This is a genomic window from Streptomyces sp. NPDC087787 (assembly GCF_044743035.1).
Taxonomy (GTDB): Bacteria; Actinomycetota; Actinomycetes; order Streptomycetales; family Streptomycetaceae; genus Streptomyces.
Map to the genome: position 1 here is coordinate 68,799 of NZ_JBIUVQ010000017.1, position 24,316 is coordinate 93,114.

At 70.9% G+C, this 24,316-nt stretch carries 21 protein-coding genes and 1 riboswitch; of the genes, 9 read left to right on the top strand and 12 right to left on the bottom strand.

The genetic code is table 11. The annotated features are described in order from the left end of the window. Positions 1-143 precede the first annotated feature (143 nt). Positions 144-401, top strand: a complete 258-nt coding sequence (locus ACIOWN_RS25730; RefSeq protein WP_016639615.1) for a WhiB family transcriptional regulator — start codon at positions 144-146, stop codon at positions 399-401. Between the two features lie 182 nt (positions 402-583). On the opposite strand, the gene ACIOWN_RS25735 is transcribed toward ACIOWN_RS25730, so the two are convergent. After that, positions 584-2,050 carry a PAS domain-containing sensor histidine kinase gene (locus ACIOWN_RS25735; protein ID WP_362353352.1) on the bottom strand — a complete coding sequence of 489 codons (1,467 nt, stop codon included), beginning with the start codon at positions 2,048-2,050 and terminating at the stop codon, positions 584-586. A 730-nt stretch (positions 2,051-2,780) separates the two neighbouring features. Between ACIOWN_RS25735 and nagB the strand changes: the two genes are divergently transcribed. Then, entirely contained in the window at positions 2,781-3,566 is a 786-nt protein-coding gene (nagB, locus tag ACIOWN_RS25740) for a glucosamine-6-phosphate deaminase (protein WP_362353237.1), read from the top strand. 100 nt (positions 3,567-3,666) lie between these two features. Here the strand turns inward: nagB and ACIOWN_RS25745 are convergent, their stop codons facing one another. From ACIOWN_RS25745 to ACIOWN_RS25760, 4 genes are all read right to left on the bottom strand, one after another. Continuing rightward, positions 3,667-5,157: a glycoside hydrolase family 3 protein gene (locus tag ACIOWN_RS25745; RefSeq protein ID WP_401983421.1), complete on the bottom strand. Its 1,491-nt coding sequence runs from the start codon at positions 5,155-5,157 to the stop codon at positions 3,667-3,669. A 9-nt stretch (positions 5,158-5,166) separates the two neighbouring features. Then, the gene (locus tag ACIOWN_RS25750) at positions 5,167-5,997 is read right to left on the bottom strand and encodes a carbohydrate ABC transporter permease (RefSeq protein ID WP_362353241.1); all 831 of its coding nucleotides are present in this window, start codon (positions 5,995-5,997) and stop codon (positions 5,167-5,169) included. After that, the gene (locus ACIOWN_RS25755; RefSeq protein ID WP_362353243.1) at positions 5,994-6,980 is read right to left on the bottom strand and encodes a sugar ABC transporter permease; all 987 of its coding nucleotides are present in this window, start codon (positions 6,978-6,980) and stop codon (positions 5,994-5,996) included. Before ACIOWN_RS25755 ends, ACIOWN_RS25750 begins: the two co-directional genes overlap by 4 nt. A gap of 103 nt (positions 6,981-7,083) precedes the next feature. Beyond that, complete coding sequence (locus ACIOWN_RS25760) at positions 7,084-8,367, bottom strand: extracellular solute-binding protein (RefSeq protein WP_362353245.1); 1,284 nt, start codon at positions 8,365-8,367, stop codon at positions 7,084-7,086. Positions 8,368-8,829: 462 nt separating this feature from the next. Between ACIOWN_RS25760 and ACIOWN_RS25765 the strand changes: the two genes are divergently transcribed. The 6 genes from ACIOWN_RS25765 (at position 8,830) to ACIOWN_RS25790 (ending at position 15,937) form a co-directional block, all read left to right on the top strand. Then, positions 8,830-9,594 carry a GntR family transcriptional regulator gene (locus ACIOWN_RS25765; protein WP_362353247.1) on the top strand — a complete coding sequence of 255 codons (765 nt, stop codon included), beginning with the start codon at positions 8,830-8,832 and terminating at the stop codon, positions 9,592-9,594. A 140-nt stretch (positions 9,595-9,734) separates the two neighbouring features. Further along, positions 9,735-10,034 (top strand): DUF3311 domain-containing protein, encoded by a 300-nt coding sequence (locus tag ACIOWN_RS25770; RefSeq protein ID WP_362353249.1) that lies wholly within the window; start codon positions 9,735-9,737, stop codon positions 10,032-10,034. Beyond that, positions 10,031-11,641, top strand: coding sequence for a monocarboxylate uptake permease MctP (mctP, locus tag ACIOWN_RS25775; RefSeq protein WP_362353251.1), 1,611 nt, complete (start codon positions 10,031-10,033; stop codon positions 11,639-11,641). The genes ACIOWN_RS25770 and mctP overlap by 4 nt, the downstream gene beginning before the upstream one ends. An 87-nt stretch (positions 11,642-11,728) precedes the next feature. After that, the gene (locus ACIOWN_RS25780) at positions 11,729-12,235 is read left to right on the top strand and encodes a GNAT family N-acetyltransferase (RefSeq protein WP_362353252.1); all 507 of its coding nucleotides are present in this window, start codon (positions 11,729-11,731) and stop codon (positions 12,233-12,235) included. A 45-nt stretch (positions 12,236-12,280) separates the two neighbouring features. Beyond that, positions 12,281-12,435, top strand: a riboswitch (cobalamin riboswitch). A 122-nt stretch (positions 12,436-12,557) separates the two neighbouring features. Beyond that, positions 12,558-14,924 carry a ribonucleoside-diphosphate reductase subunit alpha gene (locus ACIOWN_RS25785; protein ID WP_362353254.1) on the top strand — a complete coding sequence of 789 codons (2,367 nt, stop codon included), beginning with the start codon at positions 12,558-12,560 and terminating at the stop codon, positions 14,922-14,924. Then, positions 14,924-15,937 (top strand): ribonucleotide-diphosphate reductase subunit beta, encoded by a 1,014-nt coding sequence (locus ACIOWN_RS25790; protein WP_362353256.1) that lies wholly within the window; start codon positions 14,924-14,926, stop codon positions 15,935-15,937. Before ACIOWN_RS25785 ends, ACIOWN_RS25790 begins: the two co-directional genes overlap by 1 nt. Here ACIOWN_RS25790 and ACIOWN_RS25795 read toward each other — a convergent pair. Then, positions 15,850-16,104, bottom strand: coding sequence for a hypothetical protein (locus ACIOWN_RS25795; protein ID WP_401983422.1), 255 nt, complete (start codon positions 16,102-16,104; stop codon positions 15,850-15,852). The genes ACIOWN_RS25790 and ACIOWN_RS25795 overlap by 88 nt on opposite strands. On the opposite strand from ACIOWN_RS25795, the gene ACIOWN_RS25800 reads away from it, so the two are divergent. After that, entirely contained in the window at positions 16,103-16,846 is a 744-nt protein-coding gene (locus ACIOWN_RS25800; RefSeq protein WP_362353259.1) for a helix-turn-helix domain-containing protein, read from the top strand. The two genes, ACIOWN_RS25795 and ACIOWN_RS25800, sit on opposite strands and share 2 nt — an antisense overlap. A 21-nt stretch (positions 16,847-16,867) precedes the next feature. On the opposite strand, the gene ACIOWN_RS25805 is transcribed toward ACIOWN_RS25800, so the two are convergent. The 6 genes from ACIOWN_RS25805 to ACIOWN_RS25830 all read right to left on the bottom strand — a co-directional run bounded on the left by ACIOWN_RS25805 (position 16,868) and on the right by ACIOWN_RS25830 (position 24,229). After that, positions 16,868-18,241 carry a cytochrome P450 gene (locus ACIOWN_RS25805; protein WP_362353261.1) on the bottom strand — a complete coding sequence of 458 codons (1,374 nt, stop codon included), beginning with the start codon at positions 18,239-18,241 and terminating at the stop codon, positions 16,868-16,870. Beyond that, the gene (gene cyc1, locus ACIOWN_RS25810) at positions 18,238-19,323 is read right to left on the bottom strand and encodes an epi-isozizaene synthase (RefSeq protein ID WP_362353263.1); all 1,086 of its coding nucleotides are present in this window, start codon (positions 19,321-19,323) and stop codon (positions 18,238-18,240) included. The genes ACIOWN_RS25805 and cyc1 overlap by 4 nt, the downstream gene beginning before the upstream one ends. Before the next feature lie 300 nt (positions 19,324-19,623). Further along, a complete protein-coding gene (def, locus tag ACIOWN_RS25815; RefSeq protein WP_362353265.1) occupies positions 19,624-20,274 on the bottom strand; it encodes a peptide deformylase in 651 nt (216 codons plus the stop codon). Between the two features lie 162 nt (positions 20,275-20,436). Beyond that, entirely contained in the window at positions 20,437-21,417 is a 981-nt protein-coding gene (locus ACIOWN_RS25820) for a hypothetical protein (protein WP_362353267.1), read from the bottom strand. A 131-nt stretch (positions 21,418-21,548) separates the two neighbouring features. Then, entirely contained in the window at positions 21,549-22,790 is a 1,242-nt protein-coding gene (locus ACIOWN_RS25825) for an HD-GYP domain-containing protein (protein ID WP_401983423.1), read from the bottom strand. Next, positions 22,787-24,229 (bottom strand): HD-GYP domain-containing protein, encoded by a 1,443-nt coding sequence (locus ACIOWN_RS25830; RefSeq protein ID WP_362353271.1) that lies wholly within the window; start codon positions 24,227-24,229, stop codon positions 22,787-22,789. The genes ACIOWN_RS25825 and ACIOWN_RS25830 overlap by 4 nt, the downstream gene beginning before the upstream one ends. Positions 24,230-24,316 lie beyond the last annotated feature (87 nt).

Here is a 24,316-nt window from a genome sequence, read left to right on the forward strand (position 1 = left end):
GCCCCAGAGATCACCAGAACCCCTCTACGAATCACAGGACCACGCCAGGGAACCTGGCAGTCGGCCCTTCCCTTGTTGAGGGATTCGTGAAAGCGTTCACATTCACAAGCAATCCGCATGTAATACCAAGAGAGGTAGCAGCCATGGACTGGCGTCACAACGCCGTTTGCCGCGAGGAAGACCCCGAGCTGTTCTTCCCCATCGGCAACACCGGTCCTGCGCTGCTGCAGATCGAGGAAGCCAAGGCCGTCTGCCGTCGCTGCCCGGTTATGGAGCAGTGCCTGCAGTGGGCGCTCGAGTCCGGTCAGGACTCCGGCGTCTGGGGTGGTCTCAGCGAGGACGAGCGTCGCGCGATGAAGCGCCGCGCCGCCCGCAACCGGGCTCGTCAGGCCTCCGCCTGACCACAGCCACCCCGCTGACAGCCTGAGCTTGGCGGCGCGTGCAACGAGTACGCATCTCCCGCCCCCGAGCCGCAGCGCGCAGTACCCCCGATGCGCACACAGGACGCAACGAGCGACTGGCCCCGGACCGACTTCGGTCCGGGGCTCTTTGCTGTGCGGGGCCGGCGTTCCTGCCGTGCGGGCTACTTGTGCGTCTGCACGGGGATGTCGAGGACCACTCGGGTGCCGCGCTCCGGAGCCGGGACCATGTCGAAGGTGCCGCCCAACTCCCCCTCGACCAGGGTCCGTACGATCTGCAGGCCGAGGTTGCCCGAGCTGTGCGGGTCGAAGCCGTCGGGCAGACCCACGCCGTCGTCCTGGACGGTGACGAGCAGTCGGGCCTCGCGCGAGGTGCCGCCGCGGACCGCGGAGACCTCCACCGTCCCCGTCTCGCCCTCGCGGAAGCCGTGTTCCAGGGCGTTCTGCAGGACCTCGGTCAGCACCATGGACAGCGGGGTGGCGACCTCCGCGTCCAGGATCCCGAAGCGGCCGCTGCGCCGGCCGGCCACCTTGCCCGGGGAGATCTCGGCGACCATCGCGAGCACCCGGTCGGCGATCTCGTCGAACTCCACGCGCTCGTCCAGGGTCTGGGAGAGCGTCTCGTGCACGATGGCGATCGAGCCGACCCGGCGGACCGCCTCCTCCAGGGCCTCGCGGCCACGCTCCGACTCGATGCGCCGGGCCTGCAGCCTGAGGAGGGCCGCCACCGTCTGGAGGTTGTTCTTGACCCGGTGGTGGATCTCCCGGATCGTCGCGTCCTTGGTGATCAACTCCCGCTCGCGGCGGCGCAGTTCCGTCACGTCCCGGAGCAGGACCAGCGAACCTATGCGCGTGCCCTTGGGTTTGAGCGGGATGGCCCGGAACTGGATCACCCCGTCGTGGGCCTCGATCTCGAACTCCCGCGGCGCCCAGCCGCTGGCCAGCTTCACCAGCGCCTCGTCCACCGGGGCCCGGGAGGGGGCGAGTTCGGCGGTGGTCTCGCCCAGGTGGTGGCCGACGAGGTCGGCGGCGAGGCCGAGGCGGTGGTAGGCGGAGAGCGCGTTGGGCGAGGCGTACTGGACGATGCCGTCCGCGTCCAGCCGGATCAGGCCGTCGCCGACCCGGGGCGAGGCGTCCATGTCGACCTGCTGGTCCGGGAACGGGAAGGAGCCGGCCGCGATCATCTGCGCCAGGTCCGAGGCGCTCTGCAGATACGTCAGCTCCAGCCGGCTCGGGGTGCGCACGGTGAGCAGGTTGGTGTTGCGCGCGATGACGCCGAGGACACGTCCCTGGCGCCGCACCGGGATGGACTCGACGCGGACCGGGACCTCCTCGCGCCACTCGGGGTCGCCCTCCCGCACGATCCGGCCCTCGTCGAGTGCGGCGTCCAGCATCGGGCGGCGGCCGCGCGGGACGAGGTGGCCGACCATGTCGTTCTGGTACGAGGTGGGACCGGTGTTGGGGCGCATCTGGGCGACCGAGACGTACCGGGTGCCGTCCAGGGTGGGGACCCACAGGACCAGGTCGGCGAAGGAGAGGTCGGAGAGCAGCTGCCACTCCGAGACCAGCATGTGCAGCCACTCGAGATCGGAGTCGTCGAGCGCGGTGTGCTGGCGTACGAGTTCGTTCATGGAGGGCACGTCTGTGAGCGTACCCGTGCATTTGTGCGGGCCCGAATCGAGCGGAGGCGGCGGAGGCGGCAAAGGCGCGCGGCCCCCGGAGACACCCGCGGGCCGCGGCGCCTGAGAGGGACCCTCAACCCTCCCGGCACCGCAGCCCGGAGCAGCATCGGCCGCGGGCGTGCGGTCCCGGTCGGCCGAAGGATGAGGAACCGGGGCAGTCAGGGCAGAGAGCTCCGGATCCTCGGTCCGCCTTCCTGTGCGGGGAAGGCGGAGGCTCGTGCGTTCACCTGTCGTGCGCGGGCGGGGCCGCGCGTGTGCGCTCTTCGAGACGCCTCCGCAGCATTCTGGACTAGACCACTTGCCCTGTCCATGCGCGGGACGGCGGTTGTTGTGCTTTCTTCACCGAACGACCGGTCGGGGTGGGGCCCGGTCCGGCCGGCCGACCGGAACTTCCGGATCATCCGGCGTGCCCCCCGCAGCCTAGCCCGCCCCGCTCGGCGGTGGGGCCGGATGGCGGGGGCGATTTCCTTGAGTACCTCGGCTTCCCCCGGCTCACGCCGTCGTACGCCGGTCGCGATCCGGGCCCGGACGTCCGCCCCCGCCGCTTCGGGCACGGGACGGACGGGCAGGACGCGGCGAGGCCCGACTCTGTTAGATTGGGCGTGGATTGGTCTAAACCACACGACCCCCGTTACCGGGTCCGTCCCCTTCAGATCCACTTCAGATCGGCAGGCCCAGCGTGGAAGTTGTCATCGTTCCGGACGCCAGAGCGGGCGGCGAACTCATCGCCGAGGCGATGGCGCAGCTGTTCCGGCGCAAGCCCGACGCCCTGCTCGGCGTGGCCACGGGCTCCACTCCCCTGCCCGTGTACCAGGCGCTGGCGGCCAAGGTGCGCTCCGGTGCGGCGGACCTCTCGCGAGCGCGGATCGCCCAGCTCGACGAGTACGTGGGGCTGCCCGCCGAACATCCCGAGTCCTACCGCTCGGTGCTGCGCCGGGAGGTGCTGGAGCCGCTCGGCATCGGGATGGACGCCTTCCTCGGGCCCGACGGCACGGCCGACGACGTCCGGTCGGCCTGCGCGGCCTACGACCGGGCGCTCGCCGAGGCCGGCGGCGTCGACCTGCAACTGCTCGGGATCGGGACGGACGGGCACATCGGGTTCAACGAGCCGTGCTCGTCGCTCGCCTCGCGCACCCGGATCAAGACGCTCACCGAGCAGACCCGCGCCGACAACGCGCGCTTCTTCGACGGCGATGTCGAGCAGGTGCCGCACCATGTGATCACGCAGGGCATCGGGACGATCCTGGAGGCCCGGCACCTGGTGCTGCTGGCCACGGGCGAGGGCAAGGCGGACGCGGTCGCGGCGACCGTCGAGGGCCCGCTGGCGGCCGTCTGCCCCGCCTCGGCCCTCCAGCTCCACCCGCACGCCACGGTCGTCGCCGACGAGGCCGCCGCGTCCAAGCTGAAGCTGGCCGGCTACTTCCGCCACACCTACGTCAACAAGCCCAACTGGCAGGGCATCTGACCCTCCGGCCCACACTGACGCCGGCCACCCCCTGGGGGTGGCCGGCGTCACCGCTTCGGCAGCCGTGCGGCTCGGCCCTGGCGAGAGGCCGGTGGGCGGTTCACCCGCCCGTCAGGATCTCCGCCGCCGCTCTGCCGCAGACGCGGGCCGCGCCGTGGGTGGCGATGTGGAGGGGGCCGCGCGGGGGTGCCTGGGGGACGCCCATTTCGATGATCACCGTGTCCGGGCGGGCCGCGAGCAGGGTGTCCAGGGCGGCCGCCATCCAGGGGTGGCGGTGCTCGTCGCGGACGACGGCCACCACACGCCGGGCGCCGGCCTCCTGGAGGGCCGCGCGGCCCGCGTCCTCGCCGGCGAAGCTGCCCGTCCGGGTGCCCGGCAGGAGGCGGCCGAGCTCGGCGGCCACGCCCCACGGGGTCTCGTCGCCGACAGCGATGTTGGCGACGGGGGTGAAGGCGGCGACGTAGGGCGGCTCCGTGAGCGGGGTGAAGCCGTCCGCGGCGGTGACGCGCAGCGCGCGCCGGGCCGCCCGCAGTCCGACCTCCGGGTCGGCGGCGCCCCGCGCCCCGGCCCGGTTCCCGGCCGCGGCGGTCCAGCGGGCGAGGGCGCGGACCCGTTCGGCCGCGTCCGCCAGCCGTTCCTCCGGCAGTTCCCCGGAGCGGACGGCGGCGACCAGGGCGTCGCGCAGACCGGTCACGGTCTCGTCGTCGGCCAGTCCGCCGCCCACACAGATCGCGTCGGCACCGGCGGCGACGGCCAGGACGCTGCCGCGCCGGATGCCGTAGTTGTCCGCGATGGCCCGCATCTCCATGCCGTCGGTGACGATCAGGCCCTCGTAGCCGAGTTCGCCGCGCAGCAGGTCGGTCAGCACCCGGCGGGACAACGTTGCCGGAAGCTCCGGGTCCAGGGCCGGGACCAGGATGTGGGCGCTCATCACGGCCTTGCTGCCGGCGGCGATCGCCGCGCGGAACGGGGCCAGTTCGCGCGCCTGGAGCACCTCGGCGTCCACGTCGATGCGGGGCATCGCGTGGTGCGAGTCCACGGCGGTGTCGCCGTGCCCGGGGAAGTGCTTGGTGCAGGCGGCGACACCCGCGGACTGGAGGCCGGTGACGTAGGCGGCGGTGTGCCGGGCGGCCAGGTCGGTAAAGGCACCGAAGGACCGTACGCCGATGACCGGGTTGCCGGGGTTGGAGTTGACGTCGGCGGAGGGCGCCCAGTTGAGGTTCACTCCGCACTCGGCCAGCCGCCGGCCGAGTTCGCGCGCGACGGCCTCGGTCAGCTCCACGTCGTCCACCGCGCCCAGCGCGTGGTTGCCGGGGAAGCTGGAGCCGGTGCGCACCTCCAGACGGGTGACGTCGCCGCCCTCCTCGTCGACGGCGACCAGGACGTCCTCGCGCTCGGCGCGCAACTGGGCGGTGAGCGCGGCCAGCTGTTCGGGCGAGGCGATGTTCCGGCCGAACAGTCCGACCGAGGACAGCCCCTCACCGAGGCGCCGGAGCAGCCAGTCGGGGGCCGTGGTCCCGGTGAAGCCGGGCTGGAGGACGGTCAGCGCGTCACGGGTGAGTGTGTCGGTGCCGCTGGCGATTGTCGTCATCGGGTGGCGTTATCCCTTCACGGCGCCCGCGGTCAGGCCGCTGACGGCCTTGCGCTGGAGGTAGACGAAGAGGATCAGGATCGGGACGGCGAAGAGGGAGGAGGCCGCCATGGTCGCCCCCCAGTCGTCGCCGAACTGGGTCTGGAAGCTCGACAGCCACAGCGGCAGCGTCTTGTACTCGGGGTCCTTGTTCAGCACCAGGACGAGGGCGAACTCGTTCCAGGCGGTGATGAAGCCGAACAGCGAGGTGGCCATCAGGCCCGGGGCGAGCAGCGGCAGGATGACCCGGCGGAAGGCCGTCATCCGGGAGCAGCCGTCCACCATGGCCGCCTCCTCCAGTTCCTTCGGCACGGCGGCGACGAAGCCGCGCAGCGTCAGGATGGTGAAGGGCAGGATCATCATGGTGTAGAAGAGCGTCAGCGGCACGAGGCTGTTCAGCATCGACGCGTCGCGCACGATCATGTAGATGGCGATGATCATGACTTCCCAGGGCGCCATCTGGGCCAGCATGAAGCCGATGACGAAGCCGCGCCGCCCCTTGAAGCGCATCCGCGCCAGGGCGAAGGAACCGGCCAGCGCGATGAACAGCGAGAAGATGACGGCGAGGACGGTGACGGTCACCGAGTTGCTGACGTACGTCCAGAAGTGGTCGACCTGCGTCGCCGTCCTGAAGTGCTCGACGGTGAAGTCGACCGGGAACCACACCGGGTCCTCGGAGATGATGTCGCCGGTCGGCTTGAAGGCCGTGGAGAACATCCAGTACACGGGGAAGACGAAGCCGATGAACAGGACGACGGCCGTGACGTTGGGCCACAGGCGGCCGAAGAGCGAGCGCTTCACAGCTCGTCCTCCTCTTGCTTGAGCACGACCCTGAGGTAGTAGGCGGTCAGGCCGAGCAGGATCAGGATGGTCAGGACGGCGATCGCCGAACCCATGCCGTAGTGCTGGTTGCCAAAGCCCTCGATGTAGGCGTAGATGGGCAGGGTCTCGGTGAGCCGGTCCGGGCCGCCGTTGTTGATGAGCAGTACCTGCGCGAACGCCTTGAAGACCCAGATGACCTCGAGGAAGGTCGTCGCGTAGAGGAAGGGCCGCAGGAACGGCAGGGTGACCGTGGTGAAGCTCCGCCAGGCACCGGCGCCGTCGAGGGAGGCCGCCTCGTACAGCTCGGCGGGGATGGTGGTGGTCGCCGCGTACAGGTTGATCGCGACGAACGGGATGGACCCCCACACGATCAGCGCGGTGATGACGAAGAACGTCGACATCTGGCTGCTGGTCCAGCTGTAGTCGGCCATCGAGTGCCAGCCGAGCTTGTCCAGCACCCAGTTGACGACGCCGAAGCGCTGGGCGAACAGCCACTGGTAGACGGTGCTGGCCGCCACGATGGGCATGGCCCAGGCCAGCACCAGGCCGATCATCAGGGTGAACCGCATGCGCTTGCCGAGGCGGGCGAGCAGCAGACCGACCAGCGTGCCCAGGACCATGATCAGGGCGACGTTGACCGCCGTGAACAGGATGGAGCGGAGGGTGACCCCCCAGAAGTCCTCGCTGGTGAGGGTCTCCGTGTAGTTCTCGATGCCGTTCCACTCGGTGACGTGCTGGATCAGCTGCGTCATGTTGAGGTTCTGGAACGACAGCAGGAAGTCCTTCAGCAGCGGCCAGCCGAGCAGCAGCACGGTGGCCGCGCAGGCGGGCAGCAGCAACAGATAGGGGGCGAACCCGCCGCTGCGCGAGGCGGCTCGCGGTGTCGGACCGCCCGGTGCCCGGCCGTCCGCCCTGCGGGCGTCCACCGGGCCTGAGGGCGGCCGTTCGGTCTGCACGGTCATGCTCGCGATCTCTCTTCTCGGCCTGCGTGGGTCGACCCGCCTACAGGTGCCGGGGCGGGGCGGCCGTCCATGGTTGGGCCGCCCCGCCCCGGCTCACCCGGTACTACTGCTTCTGCGCCAGGCGCTTGTTGAACTCGCCCTCGACCTGCTTGGCGGCGTCGGCCGGGGACTTGCCCTTCAGCACGGCGGTCATGTAGGCCTTGACCGGGTTCGGGTCGTTCTCCACCGCGGCCCACTCCGGGATCAGCGGCGTGGTGCCGCCGCCCGCGGCGGCCGGGGCGGCGGCCTCGGCGACGGCGTTGCCCTGGAGGTTGCTCTGCAGCGACTCCTTGTTCGGGATGACGCCGTTCTCCTTGGCGAGCTGGCCCTCGTACTGGTCGGACAGGGCGATCTTCAGGAACTCACGGGCGAGTTCCTGCTTCTTGCTGCCCGCGGCGACGGCGAGGTTGGAGCCGCCGAGGAAGACGCCCTCGGGCTTGTCGGCCGTGGCGCCCGGGATGGTGAAGTAGCCGATCTCCTTCTCGATCTCCGGGTTGGCCTTGATCGCGATGCCGGCCTCCCAGCCCATGCCGATGAAGGCGCCGACCTTGCCCTTGGCGAAGACCTCGCCCTGCTGCGGGTGGGCCTCGTCCTTGTCCTTGGGCGCCTTGGACAGGGCCTGGAACTTCTTGTAGGTCTCCATGGCGGCGGCGATCTTCGGGTCGGCCAGGTTGGAGACGTACTTGTCGCCGTCCTTCTTCACCAGCTCGCCGCCCTCGCCGATCACCAGGCCGACGAAGTGGTACCAGTTCTGGCCGGGCAGGTAGATCGGCTCGGCGCCGGTCTTGTCCCCGACCTTCTTGAGGTCGGCGTAGAACTCGTCGCGGGTCTTGGGGGTGTCCTTGATGCCGGCGTCGGCCCAGAGCTTCTTGTTGTAGAGGACGACGCGGTTGGCGAAGTACCACGGGGCCGCGTACTGCTTGCCCTCGTAGACGGAGGAGTTGTTGAGAGCCTCGGTCCAGTCGGCGCCGATCGAGGACTTCAGGTCCGCGAGGTCGGCGAGGCCGCCGGTCTTGGCGTAGGCCGGGGTCTGGGTGTTGCCGATCTCGAAGACGTCCGGCGGGTTCTCCTCGGACAGGGAGGTGGTCAGCTTCTGCTGGATGCCGTCCCACTGCTGGATCTCGAACTTGACCTTGGCCTTGGTCTTGGCCTCGAAGGCCGCGGTGACGTCCTTCTGCCACTGGTCCGGGGAGGAGCCGTCCATCACCCACACGGTGAGCGTCTGGCCGGCGTAGCCGTCCTTGCCGCTCTTGGCCTTGCCCCCGTCGTCGTCCTTGCCGCCCCCACACGCCGCGATGGAGACCATCATGCCCGCGATACCGATCGCGGCTACCAGCTTGCGCTTCACGCCACCCTCCTCAGGGATGCCACAAACCCCCCTGCCTCCCCGCGGTTGAGCGACATCCGAGCGTCGGCGTAACCGCCCGTGGGGCCGGGACCTGGACCAATGGTGTAGACCAGTAGGGGGAGCTTGGCCCAGACCAATAGGGCTGTCAAGAGTGCGCCGACCCGCTCAGACGGTCCGTTATGGGACCGCGATATGCAGGGACCTTTCATTGTTCGTCCGGCAAAATGGACGCCCGCGCTCCACTGGACCAGTGGCGACCGTACGCGACCGCCGGACCGGCCTGGCCAGGTGGACCACCCGCCCAGGCCGGAGCTATGGACTAGACCATCCGGGGTCACGACGGTATACAGAGGAGATCACGGAGCGTACGGGTGACCACTCGGCGCGCGAAGCCGTGCCACGATGTGAGCCGGGGCCGACGGGACGTCGGCCGCTTCGGCACAGGAGCCGGAAAGGCAGAGCATGAGCACCGACGTCAGCAGTGCGGAGAACGAGGGTGGGGCGACCGTCCGTACCGCGCGCGTGCCCAAGTACTACCGCCTGAAGAAGCACCTGCTCGACATCACCCGGACACTGCCGCCGGGCACTCCGGTGCCGCCGGAGCGGACCCTGGCGGCCGAGTTCGACACCTCGCGGACCACGGTGCGGCAGGCGCTTCAGGAGCTCGTCGTCGAGGGCCGTCTTGAGCGCATCCAGGGCAAGGGCACCTTCGTCGCCAAGCCGAAGGTCTCCCAGGCGCTGCAACTGACCTCCTACACCGAGGACATGCGCGCGCAGGGCCTGGAACCGACCTCGCAGCTGCTGGACGTCGGCTACGTCACCGCCGACGACCGCCTGGCCGAACTGCTCGACATCACCGCCGGGGGGCGGGTGCTGCGCATCGAGCGGCTGCGCATGGCCAACGGCGAGCCCATGGCCATCGAGACCACCCACCTGTCGGCCAAGCGCTTCCCTGCGCTGCGGCGCAGCCTGGTGAAGTACACCTCCCTGTACACCGCCCTGGCCGAGGTCTACGACGTCCATCTCGCCGAGGCCGAGGAGACCATCGAGACCTCGCTGGCCACTCCGCGCGAGGCGGGCCTGCTCGGCACCGACGTCGGCCTGCCGATGCTGCTGCTCTCCCGGCACTCCCTGGACCGCGAGGGCCGTCCGGTGGAGTGGGTGCGGTCGGTGTACCGCGGGGACCGCTACAAGTTCGTGGCCCGCCTCAAGCGCCCGCAGGAGTAAGGGCCTTGTGACGGAGTAAGAATCTCGTGGCGGTCCGTGGCGTCATGCGCACGAGGGATTCCGCACCTGTGACACCGTGATCTACATTGCGTGCGCACCGCACGGACGCTCGGTGATCAGCTAGGGGACGGAGTCGCCACATGTCGAATGCCCCGGAAGCCACCAGAGCGGTGGTGACCCCCTTACGGGTCGCCATCGCCCTCTGCCTCGTCGCCCCCTTCGTGGCGCTGCTGTGGGTGGGGTCGTACGCGAGGAAGGACCCGGCCCTCGTCGGGATCCCGTTCTTCTACTGGTACCAGATGCTGTGGGTACTCGTCTCCGCGGTCCTGACGATGACCGCGTACCGGCTGTGGCAGCGTGACCGGCGCACCGCCGGGACCTCCCGGGCCGCCGGGCCGGCCTCCGCCGCGACGGCCGAGGACGGGGGTGCGGTCAAGTGAAGGACGGGGTCAACGGCGTCGCGCTCGGCGTCTGCGTCTTCTTCTTCCTGCTCGTCACCGTCATGGGCTTCCTGGCCGCGCGCTGGCGCCGGGCCGAGAACGAGCACAGCCTGGACGAATGGGGCCTGGGCGGACGGTCGTTCGGCACCTGGGTGACCTGGTTCCTGCTCGGCGGCGACCTGTACACCGCCTACACCTTCGTGGCCGTTCCGGCCGCCGTCTACGCGACGGGGGCGGCCGGCTTCTTCGCGGTGCCGTACACGATCCTGGTGTACCCGCTGATCTTCACGTTCCTGCCGCGGCTGTGGTCGGTGTCCCACCGGCACGGATACGTGACCACCTCGGACTTCGTCCGCGGCCGGTTCGGCTCCAAGAGCCTGTCGCTGGCGGTGGCGCTCACCGGCATCCTCGCGACCATGCCGTACATCGCGCTCCAACTGGTCGGCATCCAGGCGGTCCTGGACGTGATGGGCGTCGGCGGCGGCGACAGCACCCACTGGTTCGTGAAGGACCTGCCGCTGTTGATCGCCTTCGGCGTGCTGGCGGCGTACACCTACTCGTCGGGGCTGCGCGCGCCCGCGCTGATCGCGTTCGTGAAGGACACCCTGATCTACATCGTGATCGCGGTGGCCATCATCTACATCCCGATCAAGCTGGGCGGCTTCGGTGAGGTGTTCGCCAAGGCGGGCCAGAAGTTCACCGAGTCGGGTTCGGGCGGTCTGGTCCCGGCGGCGGCCGGCCAGTGGACGTACGCCACGCTGGCACTCGGCTCCGCGCTCGCGCTGTTCATGTACCCGCACTCGATCACCGCGACGCTGTCCTCGCGCAGCCGCGAGGTGATCCGCCGCAACACCACGATCCTGCCGCTGTACTCGCTGATGCTGGGCCTGCTCGCCCTGCTGGGCTTCATGGCGATCGCGGCGGGCGTGCGGGTGAAGAACGGCCAGCTGGCCATTCCGCAGCTCTTCGAGAACATGTTCCCGGACTGGTTCGCGGGCGTGGCGTTCGCGGCGATCGCCATCGGCGCGCTGGTGCCGGCGGCCATCATGTCGATCGCCGCCGCGAACCTGTTCACCCGCAACATCTACAAGGACTTCATCCGCCCGCAGGCGACACCGCGGGAGGAGACCCGGGTCTCCAAGATCGTGTCGCTCCTCGTGAAGGTGGGCGCGCTGGTCTTCGTCCTGACCATGGACAAGACGGTCGCCATCAACTTCCAGCTGCTCGGCGGCATCTGGATCCTGCAGACCTTCCCTGCCCTGGTCGGCGGGCTGTTCACCCGCTGGCTCCACCGCTGGGCGCTGCTGGCGGGCTGGGCGGTCGGCATGGTCTACGGCACGGTCGCCGCCTACGGGGTCGCCTCGCCGACGCAGAAGCACTTCGGCGGGTCGGCGAAGGAGATCCCGGGCATCGGCGAGATCGGCTACATCGGGCTGACGGCGTTCGTACTCAACGCGGCCGTCGCGGTGGTCCTGACGTTCGTGCTGCGGGCGGTCAACGCGCCCCAGGGCGTGGACGAGACCCGTCCGGAGGACTATACGGCGGACGCCGGCGACCCGGGCGTCGAGGCGGAGCTCCCGCCGGCCACGACGGCGGCCCCGCACTAGTACCGCGGCACTGGGACCGGAGGCACCCCGCGGGCCGCCGGAGGAATCCGGCGGCCCGCTGCCGTGCCCGTGCGGCACACTCGGCGCATGGACTTCATGATCCGGCCGGCCGAGCCCGGCGAGTACGGCATCCTCGGTGAGATCACCGCCCAGGCCTACCTCCGGGACGGGCTCCTGGACTTCGGTGAGAGCGACGGGTATCTCGGCGAGCTGCGGGACGTGGCCAAGCGGGCGGCCGCGGCCGAGGTACTGGTGGCGGTGGTGGACGGGGAGGTGCTCGGCGGGGTGACCTTCGTCCCGGGCGCCGGCCCCATGGCCGACCTCGCCGGTCTGGGGGAGACCGAGATACGGATGCTCGCGGTCGCACACGCGGCGCGCGGCAGGGGCGTCGGCGAGGCCCTCGTACGGGCCTGTACGGACCGGGCACGGGCCGTGGAGGGCTGTGTCCGCGTGGTGCTGTCCACCCAGAGCTCCATGCACACCGCCCACCGCATCTACGAGCGCCTGGGCTTCGTCCGCACACCGGGCCGGGACTGGAACCCGCTCCCCCAGCTGGACGACATCATGCTGCTCACCTACGAGTTGACACTCTGACACGCTCCGGAGTCGGCGCGGCACAACATATGGGGGTGCCCGACTCGCTCAGCACAAGATGTATGCTCGTGCTCAATGTCGCCGCAGGGGAATCCGGTGCGAATCCGGAACTGTCCCGCAACGGTGTACTCGTGCGCGTTTGCCCCCAAGGCCCGCCACGAGCGTCAGTCCGAGGACCTGCCGACAGCGCGCCCGGCCGTCCGGTCCGGGTGCCCTGACGTCCGGGCCTCGCGGAATGGGCCGGTGGACGCGGCGCCGTGTGCGCTCGTGTGCCGCCCCCTGCCCTCGGCGAGGCCCCGTGCCGAGCGAGGGAGAGCTCCACGTGACCATCGCGCCAGCCGACCCGGTTTCAGTCGCAGCCACGGAAACCGACGGTCCGGGTGCCGTCCTGCTGCGGACCCTGACCGAGCTGACCGCCGACCTCCCCGACGCCGACCCCGGCCGGGTCGCCGCCGCCGCGCTGCGCGGCCGGTCGGCGCGGGCCGACGAGGCCGAGTTGCACGAACTGGCCACGGAGGCGGCCGCCGGGCTCATCTCGGAGGACCCCGCCTACTCCCGGCTGGCGGCCAGGCTGCTGACCCTCGCCGTCCGCGCCGAGGCCGCCTCCCAGGGCGTCGCCTCCTTCACCGACTCGGTCGCCGTGGGCCACCGCGAGGGCCTCGTCGCCGACCGGACCGCGGAGTTCGTCCGCGCCCACGCCGACCGCCTGGACGCGATGATCGACCGGGCCGCCGACGACCGCTTCGGCTACTTCGGCCTGCGTACCCTGCACAGCCGGTACCTGCTGCGCCACCCGATCACCCGCAAGGTGATCGAGACGCCCCAGCACTTCATGCTGCGGGTCGCGGCCGGTCTCGCGCAGGACGACACCGCGCGGTCCGTCGACGAGGTCGAGGCGCTCTACGGGCTGATGAGCCGACTCGACTACCTGCCCTCCTCCCCCACACTGTTCAACTCCGGCACGCGCCACCCGCAGATGTCGTCCTGCTACCTGCTCGACTCCCCCAAGGACGAGCTGGACTCCATCTACGAGCGCTACCTCCAGGTCGCCCGGCTGTCCAAGCACGCCGGCGGCATCGGCATCGCCTACTCCCGCATCCGCTCCCGCGGTTCGCTGATCCGCGGCACCAACGGGCACTCCAACGGCATCGTGCCGTTCCTGAAGACCCTGGACGCCTCGGTGGCCGCCGTGAACCAGGGCGGCCGACGCAAGGGCGCCGCCGCGGTCTACCTGGAGACCTGGCACTCGGACATCGAGGAGTTCCTGGAACTGCGCGACAACACCGGCGAGGACGCCCGCCGGACGCACAACCTCAACCTCGCGCACTGGGTCCCGGACGAGTTCATGCGCCGGGTGAACGCCGACGGGCAGTGGTCGCTGTTCTCCCCCGCGGACGTGCCGGAGCTGACCGACCTGTGGGGCGAGGAGTTCGACGCCGCGTACCGGGCCGCGGAGGCGCGGGGCCTGGCGCGCAAGACCATGCCGGCCCGCGACCTGTACGGCCGCATGATGCGCACCCTCGCGCAGACCGGCAACGGCTGGATGACCTTCAAGGACGCCGCCAACCGCACCGCGAACCAGACCGCGCAGCCGGGCCACGTGGTCCACTCCTCGAACCTCTGCACGGAGATCCTGGAGGTCACCGACGACGGCGAGACGGCGGTGTGCAACCTGGGGTCGGTCAACCTCGGCGCGTTCGTGGCCGGCGGGGACATCGACTGGGAGCGGCTGGACGAGACCGTCCGCACCGCGGTCACCTTCCTCGACCGCGTGGTCGACATCAACTTCTACCCGACCGAGCAGGCGGGCCGCTCCAACGCCCGCTGGCGTCCGGTGGGCCTGGGCGCCATGGGCCTGCAGGACGTGTTCTTCAAGCTGCGCCTGCCCTTCGACTCCCCGGAGGCGAAGGCGCTGTCCACCCGTATCGCCGAGCGGATCATGCTCGCCGCGTACGAGGCGTCCGCCGACCTCGCCGAGCGCAGCGGCCCGCTGCCCGCGTGGGAGAAGACCCGTACGGCCCGGGGCGTGCTGCACCCCGACCACTACGACGTCGAGCTGACCTGGCCGGAGCGCTGGGCGGCCCTGCGCGAGCGGATCGCCGCCGTCGGCATGCGCAACTCGCTGCTGCTCGCGATCGCCCCGACCGCCACCATCGCCTCGATCGCGGGCGTGTACGAGTGCATCGAGCCGCAGGTCTCCAACCTCTTCAAGCGTGAGACACTCTCCGGGGAGTTCCTCCAGGTCAACTCGTACCTGGTGGACGATCTGAAGGCGCTCGGCGTCTGGGACGCCCGCACCCGCGAGGCGCTGCGCGACGCCAACGGCTCGGTGCAGGACTTCGCCTGGATCCCCGAGGACGTGCGCGGGCTGTACCGCACGGCGTGGGAGATCCCGCAGCGCGGCCTGATCGACATGGCCGCCGCCCGCACCGCGTTCCTGGACCAGTCCCAGTCCCTGAACCTGTTCCTGGAGACGCCGACCATCGGCAAGCTCTCCTCGATGTACGCCTACGCCTGGAAGCAGGGTCTCAAGACGACGTACTACCTGCGGTCCCGCCCGGCGACCCGGATCGCGCGCGCCGCCCGGGCGCAGGCCGCCGCCACCGTCCCCGTCCAGCAGGCGGCGCCGGACGCCGACGCGATCGCCTGCTCCCTTGAGAACCCCGAGTCCTGCGAGGCCTGCCAGTAATGACCAGCGAGACCAAGAACCTGCTCGACCCCGGCTTCGAGCTGACGCTCCGTCCGATGCGCTACCCGGACTTCTACGAGCGCTACCGGGACGCCATCAAGAACACCTGGACCGTGGAGGAGGTCGACCTCCACTCGGACGTCGCCGACCTCGCCAGGCTGAGCCCGTCCGAGCAGCACCTGATCGGGCGGCTGGTGGCCTTCTTCGCCACCGGTGACTCGATCGTGGCGAACAACCTCGTGCTGACGCTGTACAAGCACATCAACTCCCCCGAGGCGCGGCTGTACCTGTCCCGCCAGCTCTTCGAGGAGGCCGTGCACGTCCAGTTCTATCTGACGCTGCTGGACACCTACCTCCCCGACCCCGAGGACCGCGCCGCAGCCTTCGCGGCCGTGGAGAACATCCCCTCCATCCGGGAGAAGGCCGAGTTCTGCTTCAAGTGGATGGACTCGGTGGAGAAGCTGGACCGGCTGGAGACGAAGGCGGACCGCCGGCGCTTCCTGCTCAACCTCATCTGCTTCGCCGCGTGCATCGAGGGCCTGTTCTTCTACGGTGCCTTCGCCTACGTCTACTGGTTCCGCAGCCGCGGCCTGCTGCACGGTCTGGCCACCGGCACCAACTGGGTGTTCCGGGACGAGACGATGCACATGTCCTTCGCCTTCGACGTGGTGGACACCGTGCGCAAGGAGGAGCCGGAGCTCTTCGACGACAACCTCCGGCAGCAGGTCACCGACATGCTGCGGGAGGCCGTCGAGGCCGAGCTCCAGTTCGCCCGGGACCTGTGCGGTGACGGCCTCCCGGGGATGAACACCGAGTCGATGAGGCAGTACCTGGAGTGCGTCGCCGATCAGCGCCTGACGCGCCTCGGCTTCGCTCCGGTGTACGGCTCCCAGAACCCCTTCTCCTTCATGGAGCTCCAGGGCGTTCAGGAGCTGACCAACTTCTTCGAGCGGCGCCCGTCGGCGTACCAGGTGGCGGTGGAGGGCACCGTCGACCTGGACGAGGACTTCTGAGCCTCGTCGCGGTTCTCCCCGGCCTCCCGGTCCTGTCGGGCCTGACGGATCCGGCGGTCGGCACGCCGGTCGTGGACGATGCCGATCACGGACGGCAGGACCATGAGGACCAGGAGCCCCAGGACGGCGACCATCGAGATCAGGCCTTGCAGCTGTGTCGTAGTCATGGACACCATAGCCGCGGGAGGTGACGGCGTCGGCGGCCGGCACCGTGATCAGGTCGGCCTCCTCCAGCCGGTCCAGGCCGTGCGGGTGCTCAGCGTCTGCTCGGGTGTCTTCGTGCTGGGCGCCGCCGGTCTGCTGGACGGGCGGCGCTGCGCGGCGCACTGGAGGCACGCGGACGAGCTGGCCCGGCGCTTCCCGCGGGCGATGGTCGAGCCGGACGTGCTGTACGTGGACGCGGACCCGGTGATCACCTCGGCCGGCACCGCCTCCGGCATCGACGCCTGTCTGCACATCGTGCGCAAGGAACAGGGCCCGGAGGTGGCCAACCGGATCGCCCGGCGGATGGTGGTGCCCCCGCACCGAGACGGCGGGCAGGCCCAGTACGTCGAGCGGCCGCTGCCGAAGTCCTCCTGCGACATGGTCGGCGAGGTGCTGGTCTGGATGGAGGAGCACCTGGACCAGGAGGTCACCGTCGAGCAGCTCGCCACCCGCGCCCATATGTCGCCGCGGACCTTCGCCCGCCGCTTCCAGCAGGAGACGGGCACCACTCCGTACCGCTGGCTCCTGCGCCAACGCGTGCTGCTGGCTCAGCGGTTGCTGGAGGCGACGGACGAGACCATGGACACGATCGCGGACCGTACGGGGTTCGGGACCGCGTCGGCGCTGCGGCACCAGTTCGTCCGCGCGCTGGGCACCACCCCGAACGCCTACCGGCGCGCGTTCCGGGGCCCGCAGGCCGCCTGAACGCGCGCCGCGCCGCTCAGGTCACCTGAGCACCGGCCGCACCAGCATCTTCTGCGGGCGCAGGGTGATACCGACCCGTGGCGTACCGTCCGAGCCGGGGACCTCCTCGAAGCGGAACCTCGTCGCCACCGTGGCGGTGAAGAGACTGAGAAGTGCCATCGAGAAATGGTCACTCGGGCATTTCCGGTTACCCACTCCGAACGGGCTCATGGCATATTTCGGTACGTCCTTTGCGCGTTCGGGAAGCCAGCGATCGGGGTCGAACTCCAGACTGTCCGGATACGAGCGCCGGTCACGCTGGACCGCGTACGGGCTGTAGATGATGTCCGCACCGGCCGGAATGCGATAGCCGCCGAGTTCGGTTTCGGCCACCGCCCGCCGCGTCAATACCCATACGGCCGGACGTAAACGCATCGTCTCCACGATGACATTGTTGGTGTGCGTGAGCCCGCGGACGTCGTCGAATCCGACGGGACGGCCGCCGGTCACGGATTCGACCTCCGCACGGATCCGGTCACCGTGTTCCGGATGTATCGCGAGCACCCGGAGCAGCCACATGATCGTGGCGCCCACCGTTTCGCTGCCCGGGGTGAGTATCGCGACCACCTGGTCGTGGATCTCCTGTTCCCCGATCGGCTCGCCATTGTCGTCCTTCGCCGTCAGCAATGCCGTCAGCAAATCGTCCGGATTCCGGCCGGACGCCCGGCGCTCGGCGATGATCTCGTCGACGAGGAGATGCAGATCGGCGAGCGCGCGGTTGAATGCGCGGTTGGCCGGCAGCGGCAGCCGGTACAGCGGTCCGAGCGGCACCACCATCCGCTGGTACATGCCGCGGAAGACGGTGGCCAGCGCCTCGCACAGCCGGTCGGCGCACTCGTCCATGTACGCGCCGCGCAGCAGGCAGCGGGCCGCGATGCGCACGGCGATCCGGAAGGCCTCCGAGGCGCAGTCGATGGTCTCCCCGGGCCGCCAGCGCTCGGTCAGCGCGTGCGCCTCCTCCTCCATGACCGGCCCGTAGGCGGGGATGGCGTCGAGCCGGAAGGCGGGCTGGATGGTGCGGCGCTGGCGCCGGTGCAGCGGGCCGTTGGAGGTGGCCACCCCCTCCTTGCCGACCAGACCCTCCAGGGACTCCCACAGCGGGCCGGAGATGATGTAGTCGGGGCTGAGGGCCAGCGCCCCGGTGAGGGCGGGCGTGGTGACGGCGTACACCGTCTTCGGGCCGAGCCTGATGCGGACGACGTCTCCGTGGTCGCGAAGCCGGGACATGAAGGCCAGCGGATCGCGGACCAGTCTCAGACCGTGGCCGAGAAGCGGCACCCCGCCCCCGGCCACCGGTGGCTCGTGCGGTCCTGGAGCGTCGTGCCGGGCTTCCGGCTGCACTGATTCGGCGGTCATTTCCCACCTGCCCCTTCGCTTTCGACGTACGGGGGTGTGGCCGGGTCCTCCCAGTTGTCGACCCTGTACCGGCCGGATTCGTGGTGGAACCAGTAGACGGAACTGAACCAGTTCCGCATATTGCCGACGCAGGCCCGTACGGCGGAGCTCAGTTCCTTTCCACGCACCGTGCCGTCCGCGAGGCCGTCGGCGAAAGTCAATCCCGCCTGTTCCGCGGCCAGGAATTCGGATACGCATTCCTCGATGCGCCCTCGCATGTCCGCGATTGCCTCCTCCGGACTCAGTCCGTCGTGTTTGACGAGACTGATTCCGAGGTTGTGCACCTCGTCGCCCGCCAATTCCTTGGGCAGGGAGCACAGATCGTTGTACCAGGCCGCGAATTCCTGACTGAGCAGTGCCGGACGCCGGTACGCGGGATCCTTCCGGACGATGTCCGGGAGTTCACAGCAGGCGCTCGGCTCCAGCAGGTCGGTCCAGATCCAGTGCGCGAAGGTGAACCGGCGCAGCGCGAGATATTCCTCGACCGTGGGCACGACGTCCCCGGTGCGGTTGCGGAACTCCCGGTCGTACGCGTCGATGACGGCGTGGAAGTGCCGCGCGAAGCGGGCGTTCCACCGGGCCGACGGGAACGAGTAGAACCGCAGCACGCTGTCCGCGAACCCCGCGACCAGGGGGTCCTGGTGTTGCAGATGGTCCTGGGGGGAGTCCAGGGCCGTGTGCAGCGCACGGCACAGCCGCTCCCAGGCGGCGGGCCGGCCGTGGACGACGTCGCGGTCCTGGCGGTCGTCCCAGAGGAAGAACCACGCGCTGAAGTCCGCTATGGCCTGGAGCACCTCGTCGGGGGCGCCGATGTAGTACCCCGCCATGAGGTCGGTGTAGCAGAGGCTGTCGGCGTGTTCCTCGACCTTGTCCGCCGGCATGAGCCGCTTTTCCAGCAGCCAGCCGCGTGTCCTCTCCTGGAGTTGGGGCCAATACCCGTGCAACTGCCTGGGGAACTCGGCCTCGATCACCGGAAGTGCGAGCGATGGTGGGACTGGGACCGCTGTCGTTGTCGATGTGGTGCTGTATGGGAAAGCTGGCACGGACAAACCCCTCTCAGCCGCCGGTGGCGTACACCCCTTCCGTCGTGCCGGGCGCACGCCGTCGCGTATCCCGCACCCCCATTCAGCACCACAACTGACCGTTCTGGGAATGGATTTGCTCCGTCGACCACCGCCGGGTGCCGTGAATCTCCCCTTGTGTGACTGATTACCAATCAGTAGAAGCGCACAAAGGATCGAACGGCGACGGACACAAGTACGGCGCCCGACCGGACGTTCCGGTCGGGCGCCGTGCGCGCGAGTCCCTCGCGCCCCAACGGGCGGCAAGGGAACCGACGTTGCTCAGTCGTTGGCGACCACGGGGTAGCGCGGCTCGTTCTCGGCCATCTGCCGCAGCGCGTCCTTGCGCTCGCGCTTGGAGAGCCGGTCGATGTAGAGGTAGCCGTAGAGGTGGTCCGTCTCGTGCTGGAGACACCGCGCAAAGTAGCCGGTGCCTCGCACCTTGACCGGGTTGCCCTGCTCGTCCTGCCCGGTGACCTCGGCGTAGTCGGGGCGGGCGAGCGGCGCGTAGGCCGTGGGCACGGACAGGCAGCCCTCGTTGCTGTCGTCCAGCCGGCGCCGCTCGGCGGGCAGCTCGACCAGCCGGGGGTTGCAGACGACCCCCACGTGCCGGACGCCCTCGTCGTCCGGGCAGTCGTAGACGAAGACCTTCTGGTCCACGCCGATCTGGTTGGCGGCCAGGCCCACGCCCTCGGCGGTGTGCTGGCTGGCGAACATGTCGGCGACGAGCTGCTGGAGCTCCTCGCCGAAGTCCGTGACGTCCCTGCACTCCTTGTGCAGCACGGGGTTCCCCACGACCGTGATGGGCCGGGAGGTGCCGCGCTCACGCCAGGCCGTCTCGCGCTCCTCGCAGTCCTCCGAGTCGACGACGTAGCCCTCGTCGTCGACGGGGAGCACGCCCGCGTGCTGCTGATCGGTGTCCTGCTGCGCCATGACCGACGTACGCCTTCCTGACAAGAACGGGGAGTGAGTCCTGCTACAGGGTACGGGGCCCGTGCCCCCGACCGGACCCGCGAGTGTCCGATATGCGACGCTGCCGGGAGGACCGGCCGGCCCCGACGGGCCCGCTCGCGGGCCGGGGGCGGACCGGCGTCCTCAACAGACCTCTTCCAGGTCCCGCCAGTCCCGCGAGTCCGGGCTGTCGGCCACCCACCCGTCCAGCAGCCCGCGGACCAGGGAGGCCGGAGCGGCCACTCCGCACTCACGCTCCGGCACCCACATCTGCCCGTCGGTGCGGTGCCCGAGCGGCCCGGGGTGCCCCGGCTCGCTGTGGTCGTGCGGGTCGAGGTGCACGCCGTCGCCCTCGTCGGACGGCATCCGCGACTCCGAGCACATCCGGCACAGCAGCCGCACGGACGACGACCAGTCCTCGGCGGCGAAGCCGGCGTCGGCGGCGAGCTGCTCCAGCGCGTCCCGGTCGGCCTCGGTAGCGGCCTCAAGGAGGACCACCCAGGTGGGCACCGGGGAGGGCGCCCACAGCTCGATCTCGTCGAACACGGGGTAGGTGTGGCCGGCCGCGGTGGTCCGTTCCCCGTGGGGCACTCCGTCGTGCAGCACGACCTCGCCCCAGCGCCGCCCCGAGGAGGGCAGCGGAATGGACAGCACCTCGATCCGGGCCGGATCAAGACGTCTGCCCCAGACCACCTCGGCCTCGCCCTCCGGTGACAGCCGCACGGCCGCGCTGCCCAGCTCCATGCCCACCGGCTCCCCGGCGGCGGCCGCGCCTCCGGGCACCTTCAGCCCGTACGCCTGCCACGCCCGCCGGGCCAGCGGCCAGTCCTGGAGGGCGGTGGCGGCGATGCCGACGTTCCACCAGTCGGGCGCCCCGCTCTCCTTCTCCAGCAGGGCCACGGCCCGCAGGCCCGCCGCCCTCGCCTGCTCCCAGTCGTGGCGGAACTTGTGCAGCAGGGCGAGGTTGAACCAGGACTCGGCCAGCCAGGGCTCCAGATCGGCGGCGCGTGTCAGCAGCGCGCCCGCGTCCTCGTACCGGCCGTCGCCGATCAGCGTGAACGCCCGGTCGGTGGCCTGCCGCCAGGAGGCGGAGGGCCGGTGCCGTCCCTTGCCGAAGATCCTCACGATTCCCGCCTGCCAGTTCCGTCGAGTGGGCCGGCTTCTGCCCCCCGGACACCCTCTCATTCGCATCCAACCACGTACGACTGGAGGGACGCTCATTACCCATGGGTTACCCCAAGGGCCTCTCGTTCGGATCAGGCCGGGCTCGCGGGCAGAGTCAGGCTGTCCCGCGACAGCACCCGGCCCAGCGACTCCACCACCTCGGGGGCGTACGCGTCGGCTCCCGCCAGCCGCAGAGCCTCCAGGGCCTTGAGCGGACCGCCGGGCCCGGCGTCGCGCACCTTCTCCTCGTAGGCGTTGACGGCTCGCACGATCCGCGCGGGCAGCGGCTGCTCCCGGCAGGGGTCGGCCTGCCGCTCCACCACCACCGCGACCCGGGCGTCGACCCCGGTCTGCCGCACCACGGCCCCGCCGAGCAGCGCGATCCGCCGCTGCTCCTCGGCGGGCAGCCCCGCGGTGGCCCCGGCGGGCACCGGGTCGACCAGGCTGAGCTGCCCGATGTCGTGCATCAGGGCCGCGTGCTCCAGGACGGTCAGCTCCGGTTCGGCAAGGCCCAGGTCCCGGCCCACGGCCCGGCTGAGCGCGGCCACCCGCCGGGCGTGCCCGGCCGGGGTGTACCCGGCCACCTCGGTGGCCCGGGCCAGGGACGCGATGGTCTGCCGGTAGGTCCTGCGCACGGCCGCGTACCGTCCGAGGGAAAGCTGGGTGAGCAGCAGCGGCATCGAGAAGACGGGCAGCGCCCACAGCCCGGCCACGGCGACGGCGAGGGCCATCACCGCGCCGGTCGCGCACACCGCCGAGCCGATCCCGCGCAGGCCCCGCAGCTCCTCCCGCAGCAGCGGCCCGAACGGCCACCGGGTGCGCCCGTGTGCCTGCGTGGCGGCGAGCACGGCGCCGCACAGCGCGGTGAGCGCCAGGAGCGCGAGCAGCAGCAGCGCGTACGCCGGACCGACCCAGCCCTCGAACGCCCCTTCGCCGTAGAGGGGTTGGAAGCAGACGGCGGCGAAGGCGACGGTGAGGATCCGCCGCGCCAGGTGGTCGGGCGTCGGCCCGCGCCCGCGCGCGATGTGCGGCACGCCGCCCAGGAGACAGGCGGCGAGCACCACGGCGACGACCTGGCAGGCGCCGTGGTGACTGGGCCGGCCCGCGTCCGCGCCCAGCAGCGCGTACGACAGCGCCCCGGCGGCGCCGAGCGGCGCGGCCTCCCGGGACTCGGACCCGGTCCACCGGGTCAGCTCACCGACGAGGACCAGCGCCCCGAAGGCGAGGGCGGCCCCGCGCTCCTCCAGGCCGGTCCACAGAGTGACGGTGAGGGACAGCAGGGCGACCAGGGCCGCCGAGCCGCGGATGAGGAGCAGCAGGAGGGGCCTGCTCATCGACGGGCTTCCGGCCGGCCGCCGGGGCCGCCGTCCTCGGTGGCGCACGGAACCGCCGGCCCGCTCACCCCGCCGGATGCCGCGTCCGGAGGGACGGCGGGCGTGCCGTCCGCGCCGCCGGGAGCCGCCGAGGCCGGGCCGGAGGTGCCGGGGACGGCACGGAAGGGTGCGGGCGGAGCGACGGGCGTACCGTCCTGCGCGGTGACCGCCGGGTGCCAGCCGTACCGGTCCAGGGCCCGGACCAGCGCCGTGACCATCCGCGGGTCGAACTGGGTCCCCGCGCAGCGCTCCAGCTCCGCCAGCGCGGCGGCCACCGGCCGGGCCCGCCGGTAGGACCGGGTGGACGTCATCGCGTCGAAGGCGTCCGCGACGGCCACCACCCGTGCGCACTCCGGGATCTGACCGCCCGTCAGCCCGTACGGGTAGCCGCCTCCGTCGAGCCGCTCGTGGTGGTGCAGGATCGCCGAGCGGGCCTCACCGAGGAAGGAGATCCCGCGCACCATCTCGTGCCCGTACTCGGGGTGCAGCTCGAGCACGCGCCGCTCCTCGGGGGTCAGCGGCCCGTCCTTGCGCAGCAGCCGGGTGGGCACGCCCAGCTTGCCCACGTCGTGCAGGATGCCGGCGAACCGCAGCACCTCGACCCGCTCGTCGTCCATGCCCAGCTCGCGCGCGATCAGCATGGAGGCCTGCCCCACCCGCTCGCTGTGCCCGCGCGTGTAGCCGTCCTTGATGTCGACGGCCTGCACCAGCGCGCGGATGGTGGCCCGGTGCGCGGACCGCTCGCGGTGGTACTGGGCGTACACCCAGCCGGAGACGCACATCGGCAGCAGGACGAGCAGCGCGGCGACGGGACCGTAGGGGCTGACCCACAGCACGGCCATCATCAGCCCGGCGAGCCCGTGCACCGCGACGGGCGCCAGCGACCGGGCCAGCAGCCCCTGCCACGCCCGCCGGGCCGGCACGTGCTCGGCCAGCGCGAGGACCCCGCCGTCCAGCGCCGTCAGCACCAGGCAGAAGGCGAGCACGGCGGCGCCCGCGGGCAGGAGGACGTAGGGGAAGTCACAGCCGGCGACGGCGTCCGGGCCGCCGAGCGCCCCGTGCACCCGGGCGGCCGCCCACACCGCGAGGGCGAGCTGCGCGGCCCGCCAGATCCGGCGCAGCCCCTCGGGCCGCCGCCCGGCGCGGGCGAGCAGCACACCCGGCAGCGCGACGGCGGCGGCGGCGGGCGGCGGCAGCAGGAAGGCCGCCGCGAGCAGTACGGGGTAGAAGGGCCCGGCGAGGCTGCGCCGGGCGAGCTGCCTGCACCCGGCGTACACCCCGGTGAGCAGGGCGACCGCCCACCAGGAGGTGCGCGTCAGCGGCAGCGGCAGCAGACAGGCCAGGGCGGCGAGGACGGCACAGGCGACATACGCACGGGCCCGCGGGGCAACCGCCTCCATGCCGCCCCTCCCCGGTCATGCCTGTCCACGGTGGGAGCGTAGGGGGCGCGGCGGGGAGCCCACGAGGCCTGGTCCCAGGGATTAGCA